The organism is Glutamicibacter sp. NPDC088483 (assembly GCF_044753145.1).
GTDB lineage: Bacteria > Actinomycetota > Actinomycetes > Actinomycetales > Micrococcaceae > Glutamicibacter.
This window is the reverse complement of sequence record NZ_JBIVMP010000005.1, coordinates 68513-92301: the sequence shown is the minus strand read 5'-3', so window position 1 is coordinate 92301 and position 23789 is coordinate 68513. Positions and strand designations below refer to the sequence as shown.

Genomic DNA, 23789 nt, shown 5'->3' with positions numbered 1-23789 from the left:
GGCATGCTACTGGCCCGCGAGTTCAACCGAATCAGTCCTTTGCTGCCGGTGCGGGTGTTGGCTCGAAAATAGCGTAGAGCAGCTTCTCCGCCCACTCCAGGATCTCCCCGTCGGCCAAGTCCCGTCCGCCAATGGGCGAGGTCTTGGGCTTCGGGATGAAGATCGAATTCAGCGCCGGCTTGTTCGCAGCCCCCGGGTACAGGCGTTCCAAGCGCACCTGGCGCGAAGCTGGCAGGTCTTCAATTCTGGCCGGAGCCAGCTTGATGTGGTTGCCGACCTGCTGGATATCACGCAGCCCCGCAGCACGCGCGCGAATACGCAGGGCCGCCACGCGCATGAGGTTCTCCACCGGAGTTGGAAGCTTGCCATAGCGATCCACCAGCTCATCGCGGACTTCACCCAGCGCCTCGTCGGTCTCGGCCTGGGCAATGTTGCGATAGGCTTCCAAACGCAGTCGTTCACCAGGTACATAGTCGTGTGGCAGGTGGGCATTGACCGGCAGGTCAATCTTCATCTCGGCGGCTTCTTCCTCGCCTTCGCCCTTGTAATCGGCCACGGCCTCGCCTACCAGGCGCAGGTACAAGTCGAAGCCCACACCGGCGATATGCCCGGACTGCTCGCCACCCAGCAGATTACCGGCTCCACGCAGTTCCAGGTCCTTCATGGCCAGCTGGTAGCCGGAGCCAAGCTCGTTGTGCGCGGCAACGGCTTTCAGGCGCTCCAGGGCGACCTCCCCCAGCGGTTTCTCTACATCCCACAGGAAGTAGGCGTAGGCACGCTCACGGCCGCGCCCTACGCGCCCGCGCAGCTGGTGCAGCTGGGACAGGCCGTAGTTGTTCGCGCGGTCCACAATCAGCGTGTTCGCATTGGAAATATCCAGGCCGGTTTCGATGATGGTGGTGGAGACCAGCACGTCGAATTTCTTCTCCCAGAAGTCCTGGATGATCCGCTCCAGCCGGGATTCGCTCATCTTGCCGTGCGCTACCTCCACGCGCGCTTCGGGGGCCAGTTCGCGCAATTCGGCAGCTACCCGCTCAATGGAGCTGACCCGGTTGTGCACGAAGAACACCTGGCCATCGCGCATCAGCTCACGCTTGATGGCCGCGGAAATCTGCTTGTCGCTGCGTGGACCCACGTAGGTCAGCACCGGATGGCGTTCTTCGGGCGGGGTCGCCAAGGTGGAGGTTTCGCGGATGCCGGTCAGCGACATCTCCAAGGTACGCGGGATCGGGGTGGCGCTCATCGCCAGCACATCCACGTTGGTGCGCATCTTCTTGAGCTCTTCCTTGTGCTCCACTCCGAAGCGCTGTTCCTCGTCAATGATGACCAGGCCCAGATTCTTGAACTCCACGTTCTTGGAGAGCAGGCGGTGGGTGCCGATGACAATGTCCACGCTGCCGTCCTTGAGGCCGGCCAGGATTTCCTTCGATTCCTTGGCGCTCTGGAAACGCGAGAGGGTCTTCACGCGGACTGGGAAGCCCGAATAGCGTTCGGTGAAGGTCTGGTGGTGCTGGGAAGCCAGCAGGGTGGTAGGAACCAGCACGGCAACCTGCTTGGAGTCCTGGACGGCCTTGAAGGCGGCGCGAACCGCGATTTCGGTTTTGCCAAAGCCCACGTCACCGGAAATCAACCGGTCCATCGGGATTTCCTTCTCCATATCGGATTTCACCTCGTTGATGGCGGTGAGCTGATCCGGAGTCTCGATGAACGCGAAGGCTTCCTCCAGCTCGTTCTGCCACGGGGTGTCTGATGCGAAGGCGTGGCCACGGCTGGCCATGCGAGCCGAGTAGAGCTTAATCAGGTCGCCAGCAATTTCCTTGACGGCCTTGCGCGCCTTGGACTTGGTGCTGGCCCAGTCCGAACCGCCCATTTTGGACAAGGTCGGAGCTTCGCCGCCGACATACCGGGTGACCATATGCAGCTGGTCCATCGGGACGAACAGACGGTCCCCCGGGGCTCCGCGCTTGGAAGAGGCGTACTCCGCCACCAGGTACTCGCGCTTGGCGTCCTTGCCCGAGCCATTGACCTTGCGGGCCATCAGCTCGACGAACTTGCCGATGCCGTGCTGTTCGTGGACGATGTAGTCCCCGGCTTGCAGGCTCAGCGGATCAACGGCATTGCGCTTGCGCTTGACCGTCAGCTTGCGGCCCTTGCGGTTCGGGTACGCGCTGGAGCGGCCCAGCAAATCTGCTTCGGTGAGCAGGCCCAGCTTCAGTTCCTCGAAGACAAACCCGCGGCCGGCGGTGGCCTGGGTGATCTCGATCAGTCCAGCGGTGGGTTCCGCGGACAGGTCATCCACCCTGTGTGCCGGGATCTTGAACTCGGCGAAAAGCTCCGAAAGGCGGGCTGCCGGGCCGGGCCCCTCGGTAGCCACGACGAAACGCCATTGGTCCTTGACTCGTCCTGCGATGAATTCCATCATCGCCTCGATGTCGCCCTGGTAGCCGTGCGGTTCACGGGCCGGGACACGGATGGTGGCCGCGCCCAAATCCAGCTCGTCATCGGCACCCAGGGAGGTAATAGCCCACCAGGAAACCTTGGCGGCCTGTGCGTGTTCTACGGTTTCTGCCAGCGAGGCAAAATCACCGGTAGCCAGCTTTCGCTCGGAATCCGCGGTGGTCAGATCCAACGGAGCGCTGGCTCCATCCGAAGCCGAAGCCCACGCGGCAGCCAGGAATTCGGCATTGGTGGCGTTCAGGTCATGCGCGCGGGCGCGCACGCGCTCTGGCTCCATCACCAGCGCAATGGACGATTCCGGCAACAAGGACAGCAGCGGAACCATCTTGTCCACCAGCAGCGGAGCCAAGGATTCCATGCCTTCAACAGCGATGCCGCCGGCAATCTTGGTGAGCATTTCCTGGGCCGCCGGGAAATGGTTCTTCAGATTCGCTGCCCGGCTCATCACCTGCGGGGTGATGAGCATTTCACGGCAGGGCGTGGCAATGATCCGGGTGGGACCGGGATCATCAGTGGACCGCTGATCTGCGATGGCGAAGAATCGCATCGAGTCGATCTGGTCCCCGAAGAAATCAATGCGGACCGGATGGTCCAATGTCGGCGGGAAAACATCGATGATGCCACCACGCACCGCAAACTCGCCGCGGTGCGTCACCATGTCCACTCGGGCATAAGCCGCAGCAGCCAGGTCCTTGATGACTTTATCGAAGCCCGGCTCGGCATCCAGTTCCAGGATGACCGGGCGCAATTCGCCAAGGCCGGCGACCAACGGCTGCAGCACGGCACGAATTGGAGCAATGATGATGTTTAGGCTCTCATCCCGGTCGTGCAGGCGGCGCAGCACTTCCAGGCGGCGTCCCACGGTATCGCTTCGCGGCGACAAGCGTTCATGGGGCAAGGTTTCCCAAGAAGGGAACTCGGCGATCTGGCCTGCCGGGAGGTAGGCACCCAGTGAGCTGGAGACTTCTTCGGCTTCACGGCCGGTCGCGGTGACGATGAGCGTCACCCCCGAATGCTTGCTTTCACGCATCGCCTGGCTGATATGCGCCGAGAGGATCGGCCGCATGCCCTGCGGGGCCGCGATTTCCAGCTCTTCGCTTCGCGTCGGGTAGTCATGAGCTGCGCTTTGCCCAATACGCCTGAAGGAAGGTTCCTCGCGCAGGAAATCATGAAGTCCGCTTAGGCTCATGGGGGTTCGGGTCCTCTCATGCAGACGCTTGGCCGGGTGCATTCATACTGTATTACGTCGAAACGACACCACGAACGCCGACCGTAAATGTTTTTCCACGGCCGGAAACGTCAATATGCTGTTTTGGGTGCAGTCCTAGCCTACCCAATGCGGCTTTGCAGATAGTGTTAATACTGTCCGTTGCCGGGCCTGCGATTTCGTTGCCCGGCCACTTAGATTTCCAGATTGGGATTAGCTTTCATGGCATTGAACGCAAGCACTCAGATCGCCCACCCTGCAGACCAGGTCATCGCTACGCTTAGCGATCGTGGCTTTGCCGAGCACCTGACCAAGGTCGCCAACGGTTCCTTGACCGATTTCTCCGTGAACGGCGATACCGCAGGCGCCTTCACCGTGACCACCGTTCGTTCGGTCCCCACCGATCGCGTTCCGGATATCGCCCGCAAGTTCGTTGGCGCGACCATCGAGATCACCCAGGTAGACCAGTGGACGGCCCCAGATGCTGCCGGCAACCGCTCGGCTACGGTAAAGATCTCCGTTGCTGGTGTTCCGGTGACCGTCAGCGGCACCGAACAGCTCAAGGCCCAGGGCGAAACTTCCGAGTTCTCCATTGACGCCAAGGTTTCCTCGTCGATTCCATTCATCGGCGGCAAGTTGGCTTCGGCTGCGGAGCCTTACCTGGGCAAGGCACTGAATTTGCAGGCTGCTCAGGTCAATGCCTGGCTTTCGAAATAAGCCACTCCGAATAGTTACGTTTCACATTCAATCCCCGGACGTGCGATTTCTCGCAAAGCGTCCGGGGATTTGTGCTCTGAAGCACTGTTGGCGCTAGGGTTAAAGACAGGTGTGCCGGGAAGTCTGGTCGGCGAGAAGTATCCATTTAACGAAGTAAGCGAGTTACACGTATGACCCAAACTCCGTCTTCGGGTTCCAGCAAGAACCTGTTTTCGCGCCCCAGCTATAAAGAATCTATCCGTATCGGCGACATCCTGCGCAAGGAAACCGTCGGCGGCATGGTTCTCATCGCCGGCGCTTTGCTGGCGTTGGTTTGGGCTAACACCCCGTTGCGCGAGTCCTACTTCGCTCTGCGTGATTTCCACTTCGGACCGACCCTTTTCGGTGTGGATCTGAACCTGTCCATCGGCCACTGGGCTGCCGATGCACTGCTGGCAGTGTTCTTCTTCTTGACCGGCTTGGAGCTGAAAAAAGAATTCGTCATTGGCGACCTGCGCAATGCGAAAACGGCAGCCGTACCGGTAGCGGCCGCTTTTGGCGGCGTGCTGGTGCCGGCATTGATCTTTGTCGCTATCGCTTCCATGTCCGGTGGCGGTGAGTTGTTGCGTGGCTGGGCCATTCCAACCGCAACAGACATTGCGTTCGCCGTGGCTGTGCTCGCGGTGATTGGATCGGCGCTTCCCGCAGCGCTGCGCATCTTCCTGCTGACTCTGGCTGTAGTCGATGACCTGATCGCTATTGTCATTATCGCCGTCGTATTCACCGATGACCTGAAGCTGTCCTACCTGGGCCTGTCGCTGATCCCCATCATTCTCTTCACGGTCCTTGCCCGTTTCCTTGGCAAGTTCTTCGCCAAGCGCGCTTGGGCCGCGTGGGCAATCCTGCTGCCGCTGGGTGTCATTACCTGGATCTTCGTCTTCGGCTCCGGCATCCACGCCACCATCGCCGGTGTGGTCTTGGGCTTCTGTGTCCCGGTCAAGCGCACCGATGGCCGTGAAGGCATCGGCCTGGCTGAACGATTCGAGCACCGTTTCCGCCCGCTGTCCTCCGGCTTCTGCATTCCCATTTTCGCCTTCTTCGCCGCTGGCGTGACCGTGTTTTCCCCTGAAAAAGGCAGCGGCGGCCTGCTCACCGATCCAGTGTTCTGGGGCATCGTTCTGGGTCTGGTGCTCGGCAAGCCGATCGGCATCATGGGCTCGACCTGGCTGCTGACCCGGTTCACCAAGGCCTCGCTGGACAAGGACGCCCGCTGGGGCGACATCCTGGGCGTCACGTTGCTGGCAGGTATCGGTTTCACCGTATCCCTGCTGGTTTCCGAACTGTCCTTCGGCTTGGAGTCGGCGCACTATGAGCATGCCAAGGTAGCAATCCTGGCTGGTTCATTCGTTGCCGCGATCCTCGGTGCCCTGTGGCTGATTCCCCGCAACCGCCGATACAAGGTCCTCCACGAGCGCGAGACGCGCGATGCCGATAAGGATGGCATCCCTGATGTGTACCAGCAGGACGACGAAGGAAAGTAGCCTTCTGGAATCCTGAAGAAATAGCTCGGGCGCCGGCTTCCACATGTGGAAGCCGGCGCCCGAGCTATTTGGTTTTGCTATTACTTGCGGGCCTCGTGCATCGCGACCTCAGCGGCCACCCAAGCGAGCATTGCGCACTTGACGCGTGCGGGGAACTTCGAGACGCCGACGAAGGCAGCAGCGTCTTCCAGCACCTCTTCATCCGGCTGGAAGTTTCCCTTGGAGCGCATCATCTCGCGGAAATAGTCCCTCTTCCCAAGAAATTCTTCCTTGGTCAGCTCCGGCAGCATCTCGGCCAGCACCGAGGCAGAGGCCATGGAGATGGAGCAGCCATCGCCTTCCCAGCTCATCGAGGTGAAATGCTCCTGGTCATCAAGCTCTACGCGGACACGGATCTGGTCGCCGCAGATCGGGTTGTGCTGGTGGGACTCGCCGTGCAGCAATCCTTCGGTGGTCTCAACCAACGGCGAACCGATGCGGCGCTTCGAGTGGTCCAAGATGACCTGTTGGTATAGCTGATCCAATTCGTTCATTTAAACTCCAAAGTATTCGCGCACGGAGCTCAAGGCCTCAAGCAGGGCCTTGATGTCTTCTTCCGTGTTGTACAGATAGGTGCTGGCGCGGGTCGTGGAATTCACGCCCAGGGCGCGGTGCAGCGGCTGCGCACAGTGGTGGCCCACGCGTACCGCAATGCCGCGCGAGTCGAGGTACTGGCCGACATCATGCGGGTGCACCCCGATCACTTCAAACGGGACAGTACCGATACGCTGCGCGTCGGCCGGACCGAAAACGCGCACGCCTTCGATTTTCGAGATGCCCTCATAGAGCATCGCTCCGAGGTGCTCTTCCCAGGCCGCGATACGGCCCATGCCGATTTCATCCAGGTAGCTGACTGCGGTAGCCAAGCCGTGGGTCTGGGCGATGCGCTGGGTACCGGCCTCGAAACGCTGCGGCGATGGCATGTACTCTGCGTGCTCCATGTCCACCACGGTGATCATCGATCCACCCGTGAGGAACGGTGGCATTGCGTTGAGCAGTTCTTCACGCCCGTAGAGTGCGCCGATTCCGGTTGGGCCGAGCATCTTGTGGCCGGAGAAGGCCATGAAGTCAACGTCCAGGGCTTTCACGTCGACCGGCAGGTGAGGCACGGACTGGCATCCGTCCAGCACGGTCAGGGCGCCGACCTCGCGGGCAGCGTCAACGAACTTCTGGGTATCGGTGATGGTGCCCAGCACATTCGAAACGTGGGTGAAGGCAACGAGCTTGGTTTTCTCGGTAACCAGCTCATCAAGCAATTCGTAGCGCAGTGCACCGTCTTCGGTGACTGGCACGTAACGCAGCGTAGCACCGGTGCGGAAAGCCAGTTCCTGCCACGGGATCAGGTTCGCGTGGTGTTCAAGTTCGGTGGTGAGGATTTCATCGCCCGGGCCCAAGCGGAATCGGGCCGCGGCCTCTCCCCCGCGCCCCAAGGAGGCATTGGACATCGAGTAGCTGATCAGGTTCAGCGCTTCGGTGGCATTAGCAGTCCACACCAGTTCGTTGGTGCGTGCACCGATGAACTTGGCGACCTTCTCGCGGGCTTCCTCATAGATCTCGGTCGCTTCAACTGCCAAGGAATGCGCACCGCGGTGTACTGCTGCGTTGGCGTTCTCGTAGTAGTGCTGCTCGGCTTCATAGACGCAACGCGGCTTCTGGCTGGTGGCGCCGGAGTCCAGGTACACAACGTCAACGCCGTTGACTTGGTGCTCCAGAATTTCAAAGTCGGCCTTGATGCGCTCAACTTCTCCAGCTGTCAACGCCTCAAGGGCTTCTGGCTGACCGGTCATCGTGTGCACGTGGTCCTCCGAATAATTGTCATGGATGCCCGGCAGGCCGTGGCAAAGAATCGTCACAGGCCTATTAGGCAAGGGGTACATTGGGTAATTATTCCACTCCGGGCCTCGAAGCACATCTAAGTTAGGCCTTAGTAAGGAACGCCTCGGTCCATAGCTTTCTTAATTTAATGAAGTCGAGGACCGCTGCGGACCGTTCAAGTCCCCAGCGGTCCCCACTTGGCTTCACCGCGCCCCATAGGGATCAGCGGTCAGCTGATATGGAATTTTGCCTGGGCAGCTTCCAATCCCGAGTTCATCAGCAATTCCACTGCGTCAGCGCAATTGTCGATCAGAAACGGAAGATCGGCCTTTTCGGTCTTGGAGAAGTCCTGCAAAACCCATTTGGCAGTATCCATGCGGCCCGGAGGGCGCCCAACGCCTGCGCGCACGCGCAGGTAGTCCTTGGAGCCCATGGCCTTTGAGATATCCCGCAGGCCGTTATGCCCGCCTTCACCGCCACCGCGCTTGAGCTTGATGGTATCGAAGGGAATGTCGATCTCGTCGTGCACGACAATCAGCCGGGCGGCATCGATGCCGAAGAACTTCGCCGCGTTAGCTACCGGCCCGCCCGAAAGATTCATGAAAACCATGGGCTTGGCCAGCACGATGCGTGGACCGCCAACCCCCATGCGTCCTTCGACAACCTGGGAACGCGAGGAGTGGGTCTTGAATTTCGAGCCGACTCGATGAGCCAGCTCATCGAGCACCATCTGCCCGATATTGTGTCTATTGCCAGCGTAGCCGGACCCGGGGTTCCCGAGTCCGGCTACGAGCCAAGTTCCATCACTCATGACGCTCAGCTAAAACCTAGTTCGCTGTAATTAGGCAGCGATGATCAGGTCCATGTGATCAACGGTGCGGTTCAGCGCGTGGATCTGGATGTCCTTGATGGTGGTCTTCACGGTCTTGCCTTCGATGTTCAGAACCAGCTCAACACCGCGGTCGCGAACGGCCAGGGTGGTTTCGCGGCCTGGAAGCAGTACGTGCTGTGGCTCGGAGCCTGCACCGTAGACAACTGCTGGGATCTGGCCATCGCGGCGAGCCTGGCGGGCAGCGCCCTTGCCGAAATCGCTACGTACAACGGCGTCAAGGTTGACAGATGCCATGATAATTCTCCTTAGGAAATGAATGCTTCGTTAAGGCCCTTGCGTGGACTCGGGAAGCATCCAACATCTAGGAGATGAAAGAGCTTTTCCGGCCTTGTCGATAACGGTCCCACCATTGCTGGTGTTTCCCTCGCCTGGGCACAGTCAACAATTCTACCAGCTGCCATCGCCAACGGGAAAACCTGTAGCGAACGCCACTATTCCTGGATTCCGCTCAACGGCTTTGGAAAATAAAAGTATCGTCCAGCGTAAAGCCGTGGGCGTCATCGCAGCGATAACCGCGCAGCCACGGCACTCCATCCACCATCCGCAGATAGAATCCGCGCGGGAATTCCTGATTGCCGGGTGCCGCGGAAGCGACGGTCAACGAATCAGCCGGCTTCTTCCCATCACTGAGCACTGAATGGCTGGAAGACGCTTGGTCCAGAAAATCCAGTCGCAGATACGGGCCGGTCATGGCGGGGCATAGCTGCATTCCCCTGCTGACGGCGCGCTCGAATATCCGGGGCAATGTTGCTCCGGCGTCCAAGCCCAGCTGTTGCAGATTGCGGCTTATCAGGGGGAGGTTGTTCGCCGGCACAACCTCATTGAAAATCCGGCGGGCTAACAGCATTTTGGCGTAGTCGTTAAGCTGAACCCCTGCTAGGACCATGCGTTGCAGTAGCTCACCGCGTTCCAGCCCTCCCACAGCGATCTGGCGTATTCCAAATTCCATGCTGCCTCTCCTGGTGCTTGAACCACCATAAATAATAGTTTTCCGTGTCCGCATAAGGCACCTTCACCGGCATTTTCTCGGGCGGAGTATATGGCAATCTGAAATCTTTGAAAACTCGGAGTTTCAAAAATTAGCCGAGTCAAGATCACATATGTCCCGTATGACGAACGGCTTACGAGATGCTTTCACGCGAACTGAAAACGAGGCATCTACTTTTTGGGAGCGGCCATTTTTTCTCTTAGCCATTTGTCGACAGGTAACCCAGCGTTGCTACTGACGGCGATAAGAATTCCAAGCGTTGTCGGTTCAATTCCGACTTGTAATCCGATCAACAGCAGTGCTGCGGCGAAGGCACACACTAGTCCGGACAGTTCAAAGGCTTCAGTCCTAGACATTGGTTCAGTCTCGCAGATTAGTTAATAGCAGATCAACGTCGCTTTGGGAGACGTGCCCTAGTCGCCCGCCATCGCTCGCAGAGCAGCTAAGTGCCCGTCGAAGGCCCTCCGCCCTTGGGCTGTGAGCTTGACCGTCGTCGTCTGGCGAGCATCCTTGCGTAGCGGGGAAGCCTGCTTGCTAGTGACGAGATAACCGATCTCGACAAGATTTTTTACGGTCTTAGATAGGTTTGCTTCGCTGAGCTCGAGTGTTGTGGCAATGGTAGTGAAGTCCGCCTCGGCCAGCGGACGCAGCATTGCACAGAGGCGCAGCCGGGTTGGTGCGTGGATCGCCTCATTGAAGCAAGGCTCAGCCCGCACGATACACCTCAGCAGCATAAGCGCGGTCATACTGCACGACGATGAGCGCTGTAGCTGCACCTGTCGTAACTGCTAGGGCGAGAACCCAGCCGATCTGACCGAGCAGTGTGAGCACTAGGCTGATCATTAGCGCAAAGAAGAAAATCATCATTAGTGCAATCAATATCCAGAGCCCACGCGGACCGGCTGGGCGGGTGATACCTAGGCCGCTGCGTTTGCGGAAAAGCACCTCAACACCGACGAAGATCCCGATACTTAGCACCAGAGGCAACCATACCCATTCCAGCCCGAGAGCAGGGACCATGATGATAAGCGCAGCGCCCAGGCCCTGCGCTGGTGCGGTCCACCACGTTTCCGCCGTGACTTTTTCGCCGATCCGGGCACGGTCTGCACTGATCGCCCGAAGCGACTGGCGCACTGATTCCGAACTCTGAGCGTTCTCCGACTGACTTTCCATGCAGTAAAGTCAATCACTTTCCTTATGGTTGAGCAACCCTGAATTGTCATGGCGATCATCTGAGTGGCATTCGTTCCGCAAAAGGTTCCTCTTACGGGCACTGTCAATGATCGCTTAACCGCCTCTGGCCGGCACCCGAAGGTGCCGGCCAGAGGCTTTGCGAAACGAGGGCTGCTAGGCGCGGCCGTCAAACAGGTTCGTGACCGAACCGTCGTGGAATACTTCCGAGATCGCGCGGGCGATCGTCGGGGCAATCGAGAGCACGGTCAGGTTCTCGAAACGCTTCTCTTCAGGGATTGGCAGGGTGTTGGTGACAACAACCTCGCGGGCACCGCAATCAGCCAAACGCTGGGCAGCCGGATCCGAGAAGACCGCGTGGGTAGCCGCGATGATGACGTCCTTGGCGCCAGCTTCCTTCAGCACGCGCACAGCGCCTGCGATGGTTCCGCCGGTGTCGATCATGTCGTCGATCAGGACCGCGATGCGGCCCTCCACCTGGCCAACCACGGTCTTGGACTCGGCCTGGTTAGGCACGGTCAGATCGCGGGACTTGTGGACGAAGGCCAGCGGGGTGCCGCCCAATCGATCTGCCCACTGCTCGGCAACGCGCACGCGGCCGGTGTCAGGGGAAACCACGGTGACTTCATTTACATCGACCTTGGACTTGATGTAGTCAGCCAGCAGCGGGAAGCCGAACAGGTGGTCCACCGGACCGTCGAAGAAGCCCTGGATCTGCGCGGTGTGCAGATCGCAGGAAATCACGCGGTCAGCACCGGCGGTCTTGAACAGGTCGGCAACCAGGCGGGCCGAGATCGGCTCGCGGCCGCGGCCCTTCTTGTCCTGGCGTGCGTAAGGGTAGAACGGTGCCACGACAGTGATGCGGCGGGCCGAAGCACGCTTCATCGAGTCAATCATGATCAGCTGTTCCATCAGCCAGTTGTTCGTTGGTGCTGGGTAGGACTGCAGCAGGAAAACGTCCTTGCCGCGAACCGACTCATCCGAACGCACGTAGATCTCGCCGTTGGCGAAGTCGTAGGCGTTCAACGGCAGCAGTTCGGTGTCGAGCTCCTTGGCTACTTCTGCAGCCAGCTCAGGGTGCGCACGACCGGTGGCCAGCACCAGCTTCTTGTCGACGTTATGGCTGATTTCACTCATGGGGTTTGCTTTCTCGCTCGCTTCGCTATCACGTATGAGGTTGTTGTCGAGGAAATGAAGTCTGTAGCTGAATTACTCGGAAGCCGAAGAGTTCAGCGAGGACTTGAACGCTGCGTCAGCCGAGGAGGTGCCTGGGCGCTTTTCCAGCGTCCACCCCTCGGAGTTGCGCTGCGGTGCCACAGACAGTGCCAAGGCACCGGCCGGGACGTTCTTGCGGACGATGGCTCCGGCTCCGGTGTAGGCGCCGTCCCCGATTTCAACCGGGGCAACGAATACGGTGTTGGAGCTGGTGCGCACATGCGAACCGATCTTGGTGCGGTGCTTCTTTTCGCCATCGTAGTTTGCGGTGATGTTGCCGCAGCCGATATTGGTGAATTCACCGATTTCAGCATCTCCGGCGTAGCCGAGGTGCGAGAGCTTGGAGCCACGGCCAATCGTGACGTTCTTGGTTTCGTAGAAGGCGCCGATCTTGCCATCCGCACCGAGGTCGGTGCCGGGACGCAGGTAGGCGAACGGGCCAACCGAGGCGCCATCAGCGATGCGCGAGTCGGTGGCGTCGGTGCGCTTCACGGTAGCGCGCTGGCCAACAACCACGTTGGTCAGGGTGCTGTCCGGGCCAACAGTGGCATTGGCGCCGATGATGGTCTCGCCGTGCAGCTGGGTGCCTGGCTTGAGGGTGGCGTCCTGGCCGATCATGACGTCAGCGTCGATCCACGTGGTCGCCGGATCAACGATGGTCACGCCCTGGCGCATCCAGAATTCGGTCTTGCGCTCGTTGTAGATGCGGGCCAGATTGGAAACCTGGACGCGGTCGTTGGCGCCCTCGATCTGCCAGCGGTCAGCGATCTGCGAGGAGGCGACGCGGCCACCGCGTGCGCGGGCGATGGCGAGCACATCGGTCAGGTACATTTCGCCCTGCGCATTTTCGGTGGTGACCTCGGTCAGCGCCGAACGCAGGATCTGGGCATCGAAAGCGTAGATGCCGGAGTTGATTTCCTTGATCAGCAGTTCTTCTGCCGAAGCGTCCTTCTGCTCGCGGATTCCTGCAACCTCGCCCTGTTCATCGCGCAGGATGCGGCCGTAGCCGTTAGGGTCATCCAATTCGGTGGTCAGCACGGTCACGGAGTTGCGGTTCGACTCGTGCGTAGCAACCAGTTCCTGGAGCACCTCGCTGGTGAGCAACGGCACATCGCCATAGGTCACCACAACGGTGCCTTCAAGCGATGGGTCCACAGCTTCCAAGCCCAACTGCACGGCGCGGCCGGTACCCGGGATTTCATCCTGGTCGGCAATGGTGATGGAAGGGAACTGTCCCAGAATGTGCTCTGCGACCAGATCGCGCTGGTGGCGGACCACCGCTACCAGGTTCTGCGGCTCCAACGCGGAAGCCGCGTAGAGTGCGTGGCCAATCATGGACCGACCTGCGATTTCATGCATGATCTTCGGCTTCGCCGATTTCATGCGAGTGCCAGCGCCGGCGGCTAGGACGATGACAGCTACTGGTGCGTTGACCTGATCACTCAAGTGCATTCTCCTGCAAATTGGATTCAAGGTTTTGGGCAGAGAAGTAAAACCTCAAAGCAAGTCTATCGCGAGCTTCGGGGTGCGCTGAAACTGGTTAAAAAATAAAAGCGCCACTTGCGTGACGCTTCATCATTGGTTCCGCCCCTAGGATTCGAACCTAGAATGCACAGCTCCAAAGGCTGGCGTGTTGCCATTACACCAGGGCGGAAAATGGCTTGCTCAGGTCATGCCCGACAAGCACGCTAATTATTCTGCCATGATCAGCCCAATGTGCGAAATCGCAAAACACCGTAGCAAAACTCACTTTTATTCTCTGCTTTAAACTGCCCAAGCCCCCTGGCACGGCACACGCTCAGATGGTCCCGCCAGGGCCTCGATTTGCTCCCGGAACGTAAAATGGAAATTGTGGCTCATTTACTCGGGGGCGAAGCCCTACATCTGGAATATCCCACCCATGTCGTTTTCGACTCGGTAACCATCGGCATTTCCGATGGCGACCGCATCGGCCTGGTGGGTCGCAACGGCGAAGGCAAGTCCTCGCTTCTCGGCATGCTCTCCGACAGGATCGAGCCCAACTCCGGGCGTGTTACCAAGCGCAACGGCCTGCGCGTGGGCGTGCTGGACCAGTCGGACACCCTGGATCCCGAAGCGACCGTGCACTTCTGCGTGGTGGGCGAGATGGACGACCACGAGTGGGCCGGCGAAGCGCGCATTCGCGACATCATCTCCGGGCTGGTTGCAGACCTGGACTGGGAAGCGAAGGTCAGCACCCTCTCCGGCGGCCAGCGCCGCCGCGTGGCTCTGGCCGCGCTGCTGGTGCAGGACTGGGACGTCGTCATCCTGGACGAACCGACCAACCACCTGGATGTCGAAGGCATCTCCTGGCTCGCCGAGCACATCAATAACCGCTGGTCCAAGAACGCCGGCGGCCTGATGGTCGTCACCCACGACCGCTGGTTCCTCGACGCGGTCTGCACCACCACCTGGGAAGTGCACGACCGCCTGGTCGAGCCCTTCGAGGGCGGTTACGCCGCCTACGTGCTGCAGCGCGTGGAACGCGACCGCATCGCCGCGGTCACCGAAAACAAGCGCCAGAACATGATGAAGAAGGAACTGGCCTGGCTGCGCCGCGGCGCCCCGGCCCGTACCTCCAAGCCGAAGTTCCGCATTGAGGCAGCCAACCAGCTGATCGCCGATGTCCCGCCGGCACGCAACCCGCTGGAGTTGCAGAAGATGGCCACCAGCCGGCTGGGCAAGGACGTCATCGACTTGCTGGACACGGAGGTCTCCTTCGGCGCCAAGCAAGTACTCAAGCCCTTCACCTGGCTCATCGGCCCGGGCGAACGCACCGGCCTGCTCGGTGCCAACGGTGCCGGCAAATCCACCTTGCTGGGCCTGATCGCCGGGACCGTGGAGCCAACTGGCGGCAAGATCAAGCGCGGCCAGACCGTGAAGCTGGCCGTGCTGGACCAGCAGTTCCGCGAACTGGAGCAGATCGGCCAGGACAAGGTCCGCGAAATCCTCGCCCGCTACCGCACCACGTTCAACGTGGATGGCAAGGACCTGACCCCGGCCCAGCTGCTGGAGCGCTTGGGCTTCTCCTCGGCACACCTGTCGACCAAGGTTGCTGAACTCTCCGGCGGCCAGCGCCGCCGCTTGCAGTTGCTGATGATCCTGATGGATGAGCCCAACGTGATGATCCTCGATGAGCCCACCAATGATGTCGATACCGACATGCTGGCGGCCCTGGAAGACCTGCTGGATTCCTGGCCCGGCACCTTGATCGTGGTCTCCCACGACCGCTACCTGCTCGAACGCGTCACCGACCAGCAGTACGCGATCCTGAACGGCAACTTCCGCCACGTGCCCGGCGGCGTGGACGAGTACCTGTTGCTGCGAGCTGCCGAAGGTTCCACTGGCGGGTCCAATCCTTCGCAGGCTTCTTCCGAAACTGCCGCCAAGCCTGCTGGCCCTTCGGGCGCAGAGCTGCGTGCCGCGCAGAAGGAACTGAATGCCAATGAACGCAAGGTCGGCCAGCTAGAGGAAAAGATCGCCAAGGTCCACGCCAAGATGGCCGATCATGACCAGAGCGACTATGAAGGGCTGGGCAAATTCACCGCTGAGATCAACGAGTACCAATCGCAGATCGACGAGTTGGAAGAGCGCTGGCTGGAACTGTCCGAGCTGCTCGGATAGCGCTTCTGCCTTGACGCAGGCGAAGGGCTCGGAAACTTTCGGTTTCCGAGCCCTTCGCTGATCCACTAGTTTTTGCCCCATCCGCCAAAGATCGTGGCAGACTGGCGAACATGGGAATTGTGATCATGGAGGGCCGGTTGCTGTGCGCGGACGCGGCTGAGGCTGAATTGGTGGAGAAATTGCTGCCAGAGCATATACGCCTCACCAAGGCGGAAAACGGCTGCATTTCTTTCTCTGTCACGCAAACCGGCGATCCCTGGGTCTGGCTGGTGCACGAGGAATTCGAAGACAGTGCCGCTTTCCAGGCCCACCAGCAGCGGGCCGCGAAGAGCGAATGGGGCCAGGCTACCTCCGGATTGCAACGAATCTACAAGATCAAGGGCTTATAGCCAGGTGCATTTTGAAGCCCACATGCGACGCGGTAAATCCTAGCCCCTCGTAAAAGCGGTGCGCGTCCTGGCGTTGCGCGTCGCTTGTCAGCTGGACCAGCGGAATTCTCTTGCTTTCGGCTTCGGAAATGGCCCAGCGGATCATTTCCGTTCTCAGGCCCCCGCCGCGCAACGCGCTGGCCACGCGCACTGCCTCGATCTGCATCCGCTTCGCTCCCCTGCGCGCAAGACCCGGCAACATGGTCAGCTGCATCGTGCCGGCAATGGCTCCGTCATTGCCCTCCACCACGATCAGCGTATGCGCTGGGTCTGCGTGAATCTCGTTGAAAACCTCCAGATACTGTTCCCCGGCGTCCCCAGCGTCCGCATGCTCTGCACGACGGATCTCATCATCTGCCATCAAGGCAATGATCTGGGCAAGATCCGTAGCCCGTGCTTCGCGCAGCAGGTAGTTCTGGCCGCGTGCCGACAAGCTGCAGGCGCCCATGAGCTCCTCGCGCACCTCAGGCACGGGCCCTGGGCGCACGCGCCGCACCCACCGAGAAGGCCATGACGATGATTCCGGCACCTTGCAGTGCCCAGCCAAGAATTCCGGCCTGCATCAGCGTGATCATCAAGACGCCAGAAATAATGAGCACAAGTGCTAGTGCGCACACATAGATTCCACGTTTATCAAGTCCCATGGCCACAGCCTATGCCCCAGTGTGCCAGCGCTCAAGGCTTTCCGGTGATTCTATCGGCCAGCACGGCCAGCGGCGAGGAGCTCCCCCGCCCCTTCAGTTCGCTTCGATCTGCGGCACCATAGGCTGCATAGAGCCCCTTGGTTGCCAGCCAGCGCAGTGGTTCCGGCTCCCATTTGCGCACCTGGTGATTGACCCACGGCAGATTGGCCAATTCAGTGCTTTCCCCGAGGATCAAGTCGCGCAAGGTTCGTCCGGCCAGGTTCGCTGCGCCGACCCCGGTGCCGACATAGCCGCCGGCCCAGCCCAGTCCGGTCGCCGGGTCCAGCCCGACGGTAGCGGCCCAGTCCCGCGGCACGCCCAGTACCCCGGACCAGGCATGATCGATTCTCGAATTCCGGGTCTGCGGGAACATGCGGTGCAGAATTTCCTGCAGTCCCTCCACAGTGCTTTGCGGCGTCTGGCCATCGGCATCCGTGCGCGAACCATATTTATACGGCACTCCCCGGCCTCCAATGGCAATGCGGTTATCCGCGGTGCGCTGGGCATACATGTAGACGTGGGCGTAGTCCCCCAGCACCTCGCCGTTGTTCCATGCCAGTTCGTCCCAGATGGATGGAGCTAGCGGTTCGGTGGCAATCAAGGACGAATTCATCGGGAGCCACAAGCGCTTGTGTCCTGCTAGCCCGGCAGTAAACCCTTCGGTGGCACGGATGATGTACTCGGCGTCCAATGACCCACCGTCGAATTCGATGCGGCGTGCGCGCAGTGTGGTGGCGCGGGTGTTTTCATAGATCCGTACGCCGAGCCGCTCCACGGCTTCGGCGAGTCCGCGTACCAATTTTGCAGGATGGATTCTGGCCGCGTGCGGATGCCACAGCCCGGCCCGGGCATTGGCGACGTTGACCTTGCCTTGGGCTGCCTCGGCTTCCAGCAGTTCGGTGTGCGTGTGTTCCCATTGCGCGTCGGCCATGGCATCGGCGCGCAAGCGCTTTTCCTGGGCCGGGGTGTAGGCAACTTCGAGTTCGCCGCCCTGCAGGATATCTGCATCGATCCCCTCGGCAGCGCACACCTCGATGACCTCGGCGACGGTCCGGTTCATGGCCAGCTGGAAGTCATTGACTGCTTGCCTGCCATGGGATTTCAGGTAGCGTTCGCGGCCAGCGGTGATGGTGTTGGTCAGCCATCCCCCATTGCGCCCCGATGCGCCGTAGCCCACGTGCCGGGCTTCGAGGATCGTGATGCGAAGAGCCGGGTTGGCCTGGGCCAGGTAATAGGCGGTCCACAGTCCGGTGAACCCGGCACCGATGATGGCGACATCTGCGGTGCCCTGACCGCGTAATTGCTGGCGTGGCTCTGGCAGGCCGATGTCTTCCCACCAGTGCGAGACGCGTCCATTGAGCATGTTGTATTCCGCCCCAGATCCAAAATGAATGGCTCTCAATAATTGCTTTGGGACTCAGCCTAGGGCCGGGCCCAGGGCGCAACAAGAGGGGTGGCGGAAAATGATGCAGGAAATCCCTGCCCGGCCCAAGGCCAGACAGGGACTTCCGGAAAAATTATTCGGAAACGGTAATGTGCGCTCCGGGCGCTGGAGCGGTCACCGGGATGGTAGCGACACCCACCTCATCGCCCAGCTGGGCCATGACCTCTTCAGCATGCTCGGCATCTTCGACCAGCAGAGCCAAGGTCGGCCCCGAACCGGAAACCATGGCTCGCAGGGCACCGGCGCCTTCTGCCATATCGCGCATGGTGCCTAGTTCCGGGGCAAGGGCCAAGGAAGCCTGGGTCAGGTCATTAGCCAGCACCTGGGCCAACGCTGGCGCGTCCGAAGCCATCAGCGCTTCGATGACCGCTGGATCGATTTCCTGCGGGACTTCGATCTCCGTGCCGGAACGCAAGCGATCGAGCATGCCATAGACTCGCGGGGTCGACAAGCCAAAGCTGGCCGGGATCAGCACCCAATGGGTCTTGGCACGAGTCAGCAACGGGGCAAGCTTGTCGCCGATGCCCAGGCCGATGGCGGCCCCGCCCATCAAGGCGAAAGGCACGTCAGCACCGAGGCGTGCGCCCAAGCGGCCGAGTTCTTCCCGGTCCAGCCCGGTTCCCCACAATTCGTTGCAGGCTACCAGCGTGGCCGCCGCGTCTGCAGAGCCTCCACCCATTCCGCCGGCGATCGGGACGCGCTTGGTGATGTGCAGGTTCGCTCCGAGGCTGCAGCCCGTGTGCTCGCGAAGCAGCTGGGCTGCCTGGTGCACCAGATTGCCTGCACCCAGCGGAAAGCTTTCCGGTTCGGAGACCACAGGGGAATTCGGTTCCAGGCTCAGCTGCAATTCCCCGTCGGTGCGCAGCGTCGCTTCAATCTGCTCGGCCAGGGAGACCGCGACGTAGAGGCTCGCCACTTCGTGGTATCCGTCTTCGCGAGGAGGACCGACCTTGAAGTAGCAGTTGATTTTGCCCGGTGCGGTCGCGATGACACGCTGCTTAGACATGCTTATGCCTCGCTAGCTGGAGCTTCAGCGGGAATATCCTGTGCGGCACGGGCAATGTCGATGTACTGGTCAATATCCAGCTTCTCGCCGCGTTCCTTCGGATCAATGCCCGCTGCTACCAGGATCTGTTCGGCACGAGCACCGGAGCCTGCCCAGCCGGAGAGGGCAGCACGCAGCGTCTTGCGGCGCTGGGCGAAGGCTGCATCGATGATGGCGAAGACTTCCTTGCGATCCGGGGCGTCGCTGCGGTCCTTGTCGCGGGTGAACCCCACCAGGCCGGAGTGGATCTTCGGCGCTGGCCAGAAGACGTTCATGCCGATCACGCCAGCCTTGCGCATGGTTCCGTACCAGGCGCCCTTCACCGATGGGACGCCATAGATCTTATTGCCCGGGGTGGCGGCCATCCGGTCGGCAACTTCGTCCTGCACCATGACCAAGCCATTGCGGATGGACGGGAAGTGCTCCAGCAGGTGCAGCACCACCGGGACGGCAACGTTATAGGGAAGGTTGGCGACCAGCGAGGTTGGCTCGCCGGGAAGTTCGGTGACCTTCATGGCGTCGGAAAGGATCACGGTCAGATCGTCTTCTCGGCCAGGGCGGAACTCGGCCATGGTCTGCGGCAGTCGCTTTGCCAGGGGTGGATCGATCTCCACGGCCACGACCTTGGCGGCGGCATCCATGATGCCCAGGGTCAGGGATCCTAGGCCCGGGCCTACTTCCAGCACTGTTTCGGATGGGTCGACTTTGGCGGCGGCGACAATGCGGCGGATGGTGTTCCCATCGATCACAAAGTTCTGCCCCAGCGTCTTGGTAGGGCGGATTCCCAGCTCTTCGGCCAGACGACGGATTTCGGTGGCCCCAAGCAGCGGCAAAGATTCCTTAGACATCACAAATCCAATTCTAGTTCAGCTAGATTGATCCAAACATAACAACGCGACGCATCCACCGTGATGGTGGACGCGTCGCGTTGTTATTCGGCTTTTGCTTTTAGCGCAGGCCCAGCTTGGACGAGCACGATGGCCAGTGGCCCCAGCCACCTGATCGACGCAGCACTTCAGCTGCAGCGATCTGCTCCTGCGGAGTTGCCTGGTGCGGCAGCGGTGCGTACTTGGTGCCACCCACATTGCGCCACGACGATGCAGAGAACTGCAGTCCGCCGTAGTAGCCGTTGCCGGTGTTGATCGACCAGTTGCCACCGGATTCGCACTTGGCCAGGGCAGCCCAGGTCGAGGAGATGCTGCTCGGGGTTGGAGTGTTCTTGGAAGTTGAAGTTTCCTTCTTCTCTTCCTTGGTGCCGACACGGATTTCCTCGGCAACGGGCTTCTTGGTGACCTTGGACTTGAGGACTTCTTCCTCGCCCTTCTTGCCGTTGCGGGTTTCCTGGCGCAGGGTCAGCTCACGCTCGCCCTTCTTGCCTTCGGTCTTGACCTCGGTGTCGCCCTTATCCAACGAGCTGTCCTTGACCTTCTTGGTCTCGAAGTCGATGTCGCGCGTTTCGTCCCACGTCTTGACCGTTACGTCGATCACCTCGACAGTGGTGCCCGCGGCCAGCTTGACGCTGTCCTTGACGTCCTTGTCGGTTTCGTCCTTGATCTTGACGTTGATTTCGTCGTTGCCGTCGACCTTGATCTTCTCGTCGGCAAGCAATTGCTTGACGGTCAAAGCAGTCGTTGCGATTTTCTTCTTCTTGTCCTTGACGACCAGGGTCATTTCCTTGGGCGTGATGACTTCCAATTCATCGCTCAAGGCTGCGAGCTGCATGTCCTCATCGAGGGAAACCTCGGAATCCTTATCCAGGTCGAGCTGTTCAACCACGTCGGCAACGGTCATGCCGGTAGTGTGCACAACGCGCTCGGTGCCATCCACGGTTACTTCGATCGACTTGTTGCGCTTGATATCAACAAGCTGCTGGTCGACAAGCTCGGAATCCAGTGCTGCGGAGATCTCGTCGCGCTCAGCCAAGGCAACGTCCTGCTGTTCCAGCAGTGCGCCAACGGTGGCAGCACGGGTGGTGATTTCCTGGCGCTGGCCGTCCACCGACATGACGACCGATTTCTGGCCAGAAATATAGAAAACAGCACCGGCAATAACCACAGCTACGGCGAGCGCCTGAGCCAGGTATTTCACCCAGGTCTTCTTGAGCAAGTGAGTCACGGTAATGAGGTCCCCATCGTTTGTAGACCCAACTGCGGGAATCCTGTCAGGATCTCCGGTTGGGCCCGGCAGTGTTCGCTGCCTGTCCTTCAGTCAAAGTTGCGCCGTGTTTCCACTTGCAGCAAGGCGTGAGGATCAGGCTGTCCTGAACACACCGTGCCGAAAATAGGCGGGGGCGGTACCGGACATCTCATCCACCGTAACCGAATTGTTATATTTGTGGCAAGTGTCCTGTAACGAGACACACAACCTCCGGGTCTAGAATTCTCCGTACACTTCTCGCGTATTCGCATCGATCCGGGTGCAGAATTCGGCCAGATCGATCCCCTTGGTTTCCGCCAAGAACCTAGTCGTGTACGGAATCATGTAGCTGGCGTTCGGGCGGCCCCGGAAGGGGTGCGGCGTCAAGAACGGTGCGTCGGTTTCCACCAGAAGCAGTTCTGGATCCGCCAGCGCCAAGGCCTCGCGAAGATCATGCGAATTCTTGAATGTCACAGTTCCGGAGAACGACATGTACCAGCCGTTGTCGTTGCAGATCCGGGCTAATGCCGCGTCCCCAGAGAAGCAATGGAAGACCACTTTCCCCGGCAATGGCGCGTCCTTGAGCACACGAACCACGTCCTCATGGGCATCCCGGTCATGGATCTGCAGGGCCTTGCCCTGCTCCACCGCAATGCGCAGATGCTCCCGGAAAGAATGCTCCTGGGCGCCCCGTCCGTCTTCACCGGTACGGAAGTAGTCCAACCCGGTTTCGCCAATTGCACGCACCCGCGGATCCGCGGAAAGTTCTTCGATCCGCGCGATCGCTCCTTCCAGCTCCCCGCGTTCAGCCAGACGCGCGGCATCGTTGGGGTGAATGGCTACCGCGGCCAGGATATTCGAGTACTCGTTAGCTACCTGGACCGCGTATTCCGATGACTCCACGTCGCAGCCGACCTGGATCAGCCCTTTCACGCCAACAGCTGCCGCCGCCGCCAGGGCATCGGCAGCCGTGACCTTCACAGTTCCGTCAAGGAAATCCAGATGCGTATGGTTATCGACCACTGGCACTGGAAGCGCTTCTGGCGCTTCCGGGTACTGCAAATTGCGCTGGCTTCCGCCCTTTTCATTGCCAGAAGCACGCGACCGCTCCCCCTGCTCTGCTTCAGCGGCTTGTTCCGTCGGGCGGTAGGCCTCGGGAACCAGGGTGGGATCAGTGTGCTTCTTCTTGGACACGGTTATCCTTTGCGCGTGAGTACTGGGATCGAATCTGTGGTTAATTGTGGCACCACTAGGGGTAGCAACGACAATCAGGTGCTCAGCTCCCGGTAGTTAGGCTCTGTTGCTGGACAAAAGATCCCCATATGATGTGATGCAAGACCCAATTGAATGAATGCCGCGGCGATCGATCTTGCCAACGATTCGTTCTTCAGGAGGAACCGCGCATGAGTGCAAACCGAACAGTGCCGTCGCTTGATTCGGAATTCCAGTCCAATTGCCAGCGCATTTTCGATGCTGTCCAGAGCGTCATCACCGGCAAGCCGGAGGCGGTGACTAGCGCATTGACGGTCCTGCTGGCACAGGGCCACCTGCTGGTGGAAGACGTTCCCGGGGTCGGTAAGACCATGCTGGCCAAGTCATTGGCGCGCAGCGTCAATGGTTCGGTGCACCGCATCCAGTTCACCCCGGACCTTTTGCCCAGTGACGTCACCGGTGTCTCGGTTTACTCCCCGCAGACTCACGAATTCACTTTCCATCCCGGACCGGTCTTCGCCAATATCGTCATCGCCGATGAAATCAATCGCGCGAATGCCAAGACCCAGTCGGCATTGCTGGAATGCATGGAAGAAAAGCAAGTCACCGTCGATTCGATCACCCATCGGCTGGAGCAGCCTTTCATGGTTGTGGCCACGCAGAACCCGGTGGAATCCGAGGGCACATTCGCCCTGCCCGAGGCGCAGCGTGACCGATTCATGGCACGGCTTTCGCTGGGTTACCCACAACGCGATGCCGAAATCACCATGCTCACCGGCCGGCACCAGTTCGACCCATTGGAAGCACTGCAAGCCGTGGTGCAGCTGGCTGATCTGGGATACATGATTGAGCAGGTTAAAGCGGTGACGGTCACCGAACGGCTAGGCGCCTACGTAGTGGATCTGGGCCGAGCCACACGCGAGCACCCGCAGGTGGCGCTGGGGGCCTCGCCTCGCGCACTGATTCAGTGGGTTCGCGCGGCCAAAGCCCATGCCGCGATTCATGGACGCGACCACGTCTTGCCAGAAGACGTTCGCAGCGTGGCCCAGATGGTGCTGAACCACCGGTTGATCCTGACCCGGCGAGCGGTTGCGGACGGCTTGGATGCCAGCGCCGTGATCCAAGAGCTTGTTGCCAGCACCCCCGTGAGCTAACGGG

22 protein-coding genes, 1 tRNA gene and 1 pseudogene are annotated in these 23789 nt (G+C 60.3%); 5 read left to right on the top strand and 19 right to left on the bottom strand.

The window, feature by feature from the left end; translation table 11 throughout:
- Nucleotides 1–31: 31 nt before the first annotated feature.
- A complete protein-coding gene (gene mfd / locus ACIP6G_RS11565) occupies nucleotides 32–3646 on the bottom strand; it encodes a transcription-repair coupling factor (protein ID WP_400290177.1) in 3615 nt (1204 codons plus the stop codon).
- 240 nt (nucleotides 3647–3886) lie between these two features.
- On the opposite strand from mfd, the gene ACIP6G_RS11560 reads away from it, so the two are divergent.
- Both ACIP6G_RS11560 and nhaA read left to right on the top strand, forming a co-directional pair.
- The gene (locus tag ACIP6G_RS11560) at nucleotides 3887–4381 is read left to right on the top strand and encodes a DUF2505 domain-containing protein (protein ID WP_105657107.1); all 495 of its coding nucleotides are present in this window, start codon (nucleotides 3887–3889) and stop codon (nucleotides 4379–4381) included.
- A gap of 170 nt (nucleotides 4382–4551) precedes the next feature.
- Nucleotides 4552–5901, top strand: coding sequence for a Na+/H+ antiporter NhaA (gene nhaA, locus ACIP6G_RS11555; protein WP_400290175.1), 1350 nt, complete (start codon nucleotides 4552–4554; stop codon nucleotides 5899–5901).
- Nucleotides 5902–5981: 80 nt separating this feature from the next.
- Here the strand turns inward: nhaA and sufU are convergent, their stop codons facing one another.
- The 11 genes and pseudogenes from sufU to ACIP6G_RS11500 form a co-directional block, all read right to left on the bottom strand.
- On the bottom strand, nucleotides 5982–6434 hold the full coding sequence (gene sufU, locus ACIP6G_RS11550; protein WP_105657105.1) for a Fe-S cluster assembly sulfur transfer protein SufU: 453 nt from the start codon (nucleotides 6432–6434) through the stop codon (nucleotides 5982–5984).
- Nucleotides 6435–7727 carry a SufS family cysteine desulfurase gene (locus tag ACIP6G_RS11545; protein WP_332504545.1) on the bottom strand — a complete coding sequence of 431 codons (1293 nt, stop codon included), beginning with the start codon at nucleotides 7725–7727 and terminating at the stop codon, nucleotides 6435–6437.
- 257 nt (nucleotides 7728–7984) lie between these two features.
- Entirely contained in the window at nucleotides 7985–8566 is a 582-nt protein-coding gene (gene pth / locus ACIP6G_RS11540; RefSeq protein WP_105657104.1) for an aminoacyl-tRNA hydrolase, read from the bottom strand.
- Nucleotides 8567–8608: 42 nt separating this feature from the next.
- Nucleotides 8609–8881 (bottom strand): annotated as a pseudogene (locus ACIP6G_RS11535) (50S ribosomal protein L25); the annotation flags it as partial.
- Between the two features lie 214 nt (nucleotides 8882–9095).
- Entirely contained in the window at nucleotides 9096–9596 is a 501-nt protein-coding gene (locus ACIP6G_RS11530) for a hypothetical protein (RefSeq protein WP_400290174.1), read from the bottom strand.
- 209 nt (nucleotides 9597–9805) lie between these two features.
- Complete coding sequence (locus tag ACIP6G_RS11525; RefSeq protein ID WP_332594715.1) at nucleotides 9806–9991, bottom strand: hypothetical protein; 186 nt, start codon at nucleotides 9989–9991, stop codon at nucleotides 9806–9808.
- A 57-nt stretch (nucleotides 9992–10048) separates the two neighbouring features.
- Nucleotides 10049–10369 (bottom strand): transcriptional regulator, encoded by a 321-nt coding sequence (locus ACIP6G_RS11520; RefSeq protein ID WP_332504543.1) that lies wholly within the window; start codon nucleotides 10367–10369, stop codon nucleotides 10049–10051.
- A complete protein-coding gene (locus tag ACIP6G_RS11515) occupies nucleotides 10341–10808 on the bottom strand; it encodes a hypothetical protein (RefSeq protein WP_332730949.1) in 468 nt (155 codons plus the stop codon). Before ACIP6G_RS11515 ends, ACIP6G_RS11520 begins: the two co-directional genes overlap by 29 nt.
- Nucleotides 10809–10982: 174 nt before the next feature.
- Nucleotides 10983–11963 (bottom strand): ribose-phosphate diphosphokinase, encoded by a 981-nt coding sequence (locus tag ACIP6G_RS11510; protein ID WP_332499429.1) that lies wholly within the window; start codon nucleotides 11961–11963, stop codon nucleotides 10983–10985.
- Nucleotides 11964–12035: 72 nt separating this feature from the next.
- Complete coding sequence (gene glmU, locus ACIP6G_RS11505) at nucleotides 12036–13487, bottom strand: bifunctional UDP-N-acetylglucosamine diphosphorylase/glucosamine-1-phosphate N-acetyltransferase GlmU (RefSeq protein ID WP_388024133.1); 1452 nt, start codon at nucleotides 13485–13487, stop codon at nucleotides 12036–12038.
- Nucleotides 13488–13620: 133 nt separating this feature from the next.
- A tRNA-Gln gene (locus ACIP6G_RS11500) sits at nucleotides 13621–13695 on the bottom strand.
- A gap of 197 nt (nucleotides 13696–13892) precedes the next feature.
- Here ACIP6G_RS11500 and ACIP6G_RS11495 point away from each other — a divergent pair.
- Together ACIP6G_RS11495 and ACIP6G_RS11490 are read left to right on the top strand one after the other, a co-directional pair.
- Entirely contained in the window at nucleotides 13893–15683 is a 1791-nt protein-coding gene (locus ACIP6G_RS11495; RefSeq protein WP_400290171.1) for an ABC-F family ATP-binding cassette domain-containing protein, read from the top strand.
- 110 nt (nucleotides 15684–15793) lie between these two features.
- Nucleotides 15794–16072 carry an antibiotic biosynthesis monooxygenase gene (locus ACIP6G_RS11490; RefSeq protein WP_332503802.1) on the top strand — a complete coding sequence of 93 codons (279 nt, stop codon included), beginning with the start codon at nucleotides 15794–15796 and terminating at the stop codon, nucleotides 16070–16072.
- Here ACIP6G_RS11490 and ACIP6G_RS11485 read toward each other — a convergent pair.
- The 7 genes from ACIP6G_RS11485 to ACIP6G_RS11455 form a co-directional block, all read right to left on the bottom strand.
- Entirely contained in the window at nucleotides 16059–16559 is a 501-nt protein-coding gene (locus ACIP6G_RS11485; RefSeq protein ID WP_400290168.1) for a GNAT family N-acetyltransferase, read from the bottom strand. The genes ACIP6G_RS11490 and ACIP6G_RS11485 overlap by 14 nt on opposite strands.
- A 16-nt stretch (nucleotides 16560–16575) precedes the next feature.
- The gene (locus ACIP6G_RS11480) at nucleotides 16576–16755 is read right to left on the bottom strand and encodes a hypothetical protein (RefSeq protein ID WP_400290166.1); all 180 of its coding nucleotides are present in this window, start codon (nucleotides 16753–16755) and stop codon (nucleotides 16576–16578) included.
- A gap of 31 nt (nucleotides 16756–16786) precedes the next feature.
- Nucleotides 16787–18157 carry an NAD(P)/FAD-dependent oxidoreductase gene (locus ACIP6G_RS11475; RefSeq protein ID WP_400290163.1) on the bottom strand — a complete coding sequence of 457 codons (1371 nt, stop codon included), beginning with the start codon at nucleotides 18155–18157 and terminating at the stop codon, nucleotides 16787–16789.
- A gap of 154 nt (nucleotides 18158–18311) precedes the next feature.
- Nucleotides 18312–19244 (bottom strand): 4-(cytidine 5'-diphospho)-2-C-methyl-D-erythritol kinase, encoded by a 933-nt coding sequence (locus ACIP6G_RS11470; protein ID WP_105657483.1) that lies wholly within the window; start codon nucleotides 19242–19244, stop codon nucleotides 18312–18314.
- 2 nt (nucleotides 19245–19246) lie between these two features.
- Nucleotides 19247–20131: a 16S rRNA (adenine(1518)-N(6)/adenine(1519)-N(6))-dimethyltransferase RsmA gene (gene rsmA, locus ACIP6G_RS11465; protein ID WP_105657482.1), complete on the bottom strand. Its 885-nt coding sequence runs from the start codon at nucleotides 20129–20131 to the stop codon at nucleotides 19247–19249.
- A gap of 100 nt (nucleotides 20132–20231) precedes the next feature.
- A complete protein-coding gene (locus ACIP6G_RS11460; protein WP_400290160.1) occupies nucleotides 20232–21398 on the bottom strand; it encodes a transglycosylase family protein in 1167 nt (388 codons plus the stop codon).
- A gap of 258 nt (nucleotides 21399–21656) precedes the next feature.
- Entirely contained in the window at nucleotides 21657–22613 is a 957-nt protein-coding gene (locus ACIP6G_RS11455; protein ID WP_400290158.1) for a TatD family hydrolase, read from the bottom strand.
- Between the two features lie 209 nt (nucleotides 22614–22822).
- Between ACIP6G_RS11455 and ACIP6G_RS11450 the strand changes: the two genes are divergently transcribed.
- Nucleotides 22823–23785 carry an AAA family ATPase gene (locus ACIP6G_RS11450; RefSeq protein ID WP_400290156.1) on the top strand — a complete coding sequence of 321 codons (963 nt, stop codon included), beginning with the start codon at nucleotides 22823–22825 and terminating at the stop codon, nucleotides 23783–23785.
- The last annotated feature ends 4 nt before the right edge of the window (nucleotides 23786–23789 follow it).